Annotated in this window: 4 protein-coding genes and 1 tRNA gene; 1 reads left to right on the top strand and 4 read right to left on the bottom strand. The window is 64.8% G+C overall.

Annotated features, from left to right (window positions below):
- The 3 genes from D7X74_RS40110 to D7X74_RS40100 form a co-directional block, all read right to left on the bottom strand.
- Nucleotides 1–454, bottom strand: a 454-nt coding sequence (locus D7X74_RS40110; protein WP_370450862.1) for a fatty acid desaturase, incomplete at its 3' end; no start/stop codon positions are given.
- Nucleotides 455–597: 143 nt separating this feature from the next.
- Nucleotides 598–1,656 carry a hypothetical protein gene (locus tag D7X74_RS40105; RefSeq protein ID WP_120538206.1) on the bottom strand — a complete coding sequence of 353 codons (1,059 nt, stop codon included), beginning with the start codon at nt 1,654–1,656 and terminating at the stop codon, nt 598–600.
- Between the two features lie 106 nt (nt 1,657–1,762).
- Nucleotides 1,763–1,838 (bottom strand) — tRNA-Thr (locus tag D7X74_RS40100).
- A gap of 301 nt (nt 1,839–2,139) precedes the next feature.
- Between D7X74_RS40100 and D7X74_RS40095 the strand changes: the two genes are divergently transcribed.
- Complete coding sequence (locus D7X74_RS40095; protein WP_120538205.1) at nt 2,140–3,690, top strand: Glu/Leu/Phe/Val dehydrogenase; 1,551 nt, start codon at nt 2,140–2,142, stop codon at nt 3,688–3,690.
- A gap of 87 nt (nt 3,691–3,777) precedes the next feature.
- Here the strand turns inward: D7X74_RS40095 and D7X74_RS40090 are convergent, their stop codons facing one another.
- The gene (locus D7X74_RS40090; protein WP_120538204.1) at nt 3,778–4,137 is read right to left on the bottom strand and encodes a PilZ domain-containing protein; all 360 of its coding nucleotides are present in this window, start codon (nt 4,135–4,137) and stop codon (nt 3,778–3,780) included.
- Nucleotides 4,138–4,238 lie beyond the last annotated feature (101 nt).

The following is a 4,238-nucleotide window of genomic DNA, read 5'->3' as shown; positions in this document are numbered from 1 at the left end:
CCAACAGCCACCCCACCCCCACCCCCAACGCGAGCCCGATGGCCGCGTGCAACACATACGGAAGGAACCAGAGCCCGGAGCGGGTCAACGTGCTCAGCGGGAACTCGAGATCCTTCGCGTAGCGGGTGTACTCCGGCTTCTGCTTCAGCAACCCGATGATGACCTTTTTGTAGTTGCGCAGTTGCTCCAGCCCGATGCCCAGGATGCCCACGTTGACGGGCGAGTGCGGATCCAACGGCGTGTCCGAGTGCTCGTGGTGCAGCCGGTGCATCACCACCCACGCCTTCGGATCCAGGCCGGTGAGCCAGTTGCCACCCAGGATGACGGCCCTGCGCAATGCCGGGTGGAGCCGCACGGCCTTGTGCGCCACGGAGCGGTGGTAGCCCACCGTGATCATGAGGATGTTGAGCAGGTACGTCCCAAGGAAGGTGGCGCCACAGACGGCCAGGTACATGGGGGCTCCAGCATCGCCGTGGTGTTACCGACGAGTAGGTTACTTTCAGGTAACCTACTGACCAGTAGCCTTGAGGTCAACCTGGCGGCCTGCCTTGCCCTCCGCCACTGCGTTGAACGGGGTGCCGTCACCCAGAAGGGATTTCAGGGAGGCGATGCCGGAATCAGGTCGCGGATGTTGCGAAGCCTGTCCACCATTCCCTGGATGACTTCGTGATGTTCCACGCCGAGTTTCGGATGGAGAGGAATGACTGGGGTGTCCCGCCAGCTTGGATCGCGGAGGATCATCGGCGGTGACTGCAATGCAAGTGGATGCAGGGCTTGCAGCAAGTCATCCCAGGAGTTCCTGTCGCTGGGAAACTCCAGCCAGAAAGGCGTTTCTGCCAACGTGTGCCAGCGCCAGGGACTCAGGTAAAAGTAGAAGTCATGCCCCGCGAGCCGAACCGTCCGATAGTAGGACAGCTTGGAGCCGCCGCTCGGTCCCCGAACACAAATCTTCTGCTCGACGGCGGACTCACAGACTTCATCGACGAGGGCCCCGAACTGGAAGATCCGCTGCCCGATGCCTGCCGACAACTCCTCCTGACGCAGCGGAAGAAAAGCCGTCGTATCCTCGCGCGTGCACAATCCCAGGAGCTGGTTCAGGTTCTCGGAGGAAACACGGTCCCCCTGGGAGAGGGCCGCACTCTGGAGGCTCTCCAGGAACGGCTTCCAGGCGGAGATGGCGAGAAACCTGTTCGGCCCCACTTGAGCGACGGACTGTCGCTCACTCTCGAAAGCGGCAGATTCCTGGAAGCCCTCCTTGCAGCGCACCAGAAGCTCTCGCCACAGCATCTGGCGCCGTGCTTCCGGCACGATGAACAGCAGCGTCGTCGGTCTATCTGACGGAAGCGCCCGAAGGTACGACACGGGCTGGTGGTCGGTCAGCCCCGCCCAGAACTTCGCTTCAATGAAGAGGACCGGAGCTCCGCTCTTGTCGGCGCCGCGCAGATCCGGACGTGCGGCGTTCTCCTCGCTTTGCTGCGCCGAGAAGGACACCACCTGTGGCGGAGGAACCCCCAACCCCTCCAGGAATCGCAGGACCGCCTGACGCAGGTACTCGTTCTGGCGCAGGATGAACGCGAGCGCCTCCGTGGCCACGTTTTCAGGATGGGCGCTGAGACGTGACGCCAGATGCCCCAGCAAGCTGTCGTGAGGGTTCATGCGCGAGAGCCTTCAGCGACGAGGTCGCGGGCTCAAGGCCTTCGCGCGTTCCACTCCCCGAAAACAAAAAAGGCCGGCTGCCCAGGGGCAACCGGCCTTCTTCTTTTGGAGCCGACATCCGGATTTGAACCGGAGACCTACTGATTACGAATCAGTTGCTCTACCAACTGAGCTATGTCGGCGCGACGGCTGAAAGCGGCGCGTAAGTACCATCCACGTTCTGGGCCCGCAAGCAGAATCTCCACCCCCGCTTCACCGCCCGCCGCCACCGCCGCTTCTTCCATCCAGAAGCCCTGACATTCATGACACGGCGCATCCGGTGGAGTGACACACCGCGTCGGCTAAGTGCGCGTCTTTTCTCCACAATTTGGAGAAATGCCGGACTCCGCAGCGGTTGACCCCCTGTTGAGCCTGTGCACATAAGGGCCCCGCTTTCCCCTGTGGCCCCCATTCAGGGTGGGCCCTCAAGGAGCACATTCCATCATGGCCAGCGAAGAGACTTTCATGCGCGCCCCGGCCCCTACGCCCAAGCGCACCATCTACACGGAGGCGATGGAGATCTTCCACTTCGCGGCGGATCTCATCGGCCTGGACAAGCGCGTGCGTCTGGAGCTCGAAGAGCCCGACTACGAGCACATCTTCTACGTCACCGCGAAGCTCAAGGACCGGCTCGTCCCCCTGCTGCCCGAGGAGGCCAAGTCCTTCGCCGACCTGTCCGTCACCCAGGTGCGCAACACCGAGGGCCTGGAGCGCCTGGCCAACGGCAACATCATCCTCAACGGCCGCGCCCTCCTGGGCTCCGACGTCGCCATCCGCCACGGCCACCTGCGCCTGCCGGACGGGCTCGTCTACCAGCTGGTCCCCGGTGAGTCGCAGCGCTTCAAGGCCTACCGCGTCCAGCACAACCAGGCCCGCGGCCCCTACAAGGGCGGCCTGCGCTACCACCGCGAGGTGTCCCTGGACCTCTTCAAGGCGCTCGCCGCGGAGATGACCTGGAAGACCGCCATCGCGGAAGTCCCCTTCGGCGGCGGCAAGGGCGGCATCCAGTTGGATCCGCGCGAGTACGGCCGCGAGGAGATCGAGGCCATCACCCTGCGCTTCATGTACCGGCTCAAGAGCCTCATCGGGCCGAACATCGACATCCCGGCGCCGGACGTGGGCACGAACCCGGAGATCATGGCGCTGCTCTACCGCCAGTTCTCCGACGGTGAGCGCGAGCGCCACAACCTGCGCGGCATCGTCACCGGCAAGGACGTGCGCATCGGCGGTTCCGAAGGCCGCGGCAAGGCCACCGGCCAGGGCGTCGCGTTCTGCATCGAGGACTACTACGCCGACCGCGGCGAGAGCGTGAAGGGCAAGACCTTCGTCCTCCAGGGCTTCGGCAACGTGGGCAGCCACGCCGCCATCATCCTGGGCAACATGGGCGCCCGGCTGCTCGCGGTGAACGACGCCGACGGCTCCATCTTCAACGGCGACGGCATCGACGTGAACGCGCTGGCCGCCTACGTGTCGGACCCCAAGAACCTCAAGCGCTCCGTCATCGGGTTCCCCGGCGCCCAGCGCATCGAGAAGAAGGACCTCTGGGACGTGCAGGCGGACATCCTCGTCCCCGCCGCCCTGGGTGGCGAAATCACCGCCGACGTCGCCGAGCGCCTCAAGGTGAAGCTCATCGCCGAAGGCGCCAACGGCCCCACCACCCCGGAAGCCGACCGCGTCCTGCAGAAGCGCGGCATCGAGCTCATCCCGGACATCATCGCCAACGCCGGCGGCGTGACGGTCAGCTACTACGAGTGGATCCAGAACAAGCGCATGGAGCGCTGGAGCGAGGCGGAAGTCGATCAGCGCCTCGAGCGCGCCATGAAGCGCAACTACCGCATCATCCGCGACATCTCGCGCAACCAGCCGCGCAAGACGGAGATGCACGACAGCCGCCCGTACTGCATCGGCAAGGCCGTGGACAGCCGCTGCGCCGCGATGATCCTCGCGCTCAAGCGCATCGAGGCCCACTACCTGCTCGAAGGCTTCTCGCAGTAGGCATCCGCGTCAAAGCCGCTTCGAGTCCCACGCCCGGGGCACGGTGTCTTCCCTCTTCGAAGGGGAAGGGCCGTGCCCCGCGGTCTTTCAGTGCATCACCCGCTCGCGGTCCACCAGGAGCAGCGGCGCGTCGTCCATCGTCTCGTACGCCACGATGCGCAGGCCCACGCCACGGCTGTTGCCCGGACGCCCGTCCTTGCGCCCGAAGGCCAGCGCCACCTGGTAGCGCACCTCGCACAGGCACGTCATCTCCGTGCCGTCCTCGCCCGCGAACGTCACCTTCAGCTTCTCGCCCAGGCCCAGCGAGTCGCGCACCTCGATGAACATGCCCCGCGCGCTGATGTTGCGGCCGATGCCCCGCATCATCCCGTCCTGCGTGGACAGGTACACGGTGAAGATCTTGTCGAATCGGAGGTGGTTACGACGTTCCTGCGGCTGGGTGTTCATGGCGGGGAGAGCCTCCGAAACAGGGGGTGACAGGGACAAACTACATGGTGGCTACATGTAGGCAACTTATCTACCTACATCCACCCCGCCCCACCAAGCCC

Origin of the sequence: Corallococcus sp. CA047B (assembly GCF_003612065.1) — a bacterium.
Lineage (GTDB): Bacteria > Myxococcota > Myxococcia > Myxococcales > Myxococcaceae > Corallococcus > Corallococcus praedator.
Note: the sequence above shows the minus strand (reverse complement) of the source record. Positions and strands in the feature narration are given on the sequence as shown.

Excerpts from the sequence above, each read along its gene's own strand:
- D7X74_RS40095 (WP_120538205.1), top strand. The coding sequence starts at position 2,140 with ATGGCCAGCGAAGAGACTTTCATGCGCGCCCCGGCCCCTACGCCCAAG.
- D7X74_RS40105 (WP_120538206.1), bottom strand. The coding sequence starts at position 1,656 with ATGAACCCTCACGACAGCTTGCTGGGGCATCTGGCGTCACGTCTCAGC.
- D7X74_RS40090 (WP_120538204.1), bottom strand. The coding sequence starts at position 4,137 with ATGAACACCCAGCCGCAGGAACGTCGTAACCACCTCCGATTCGACAAG.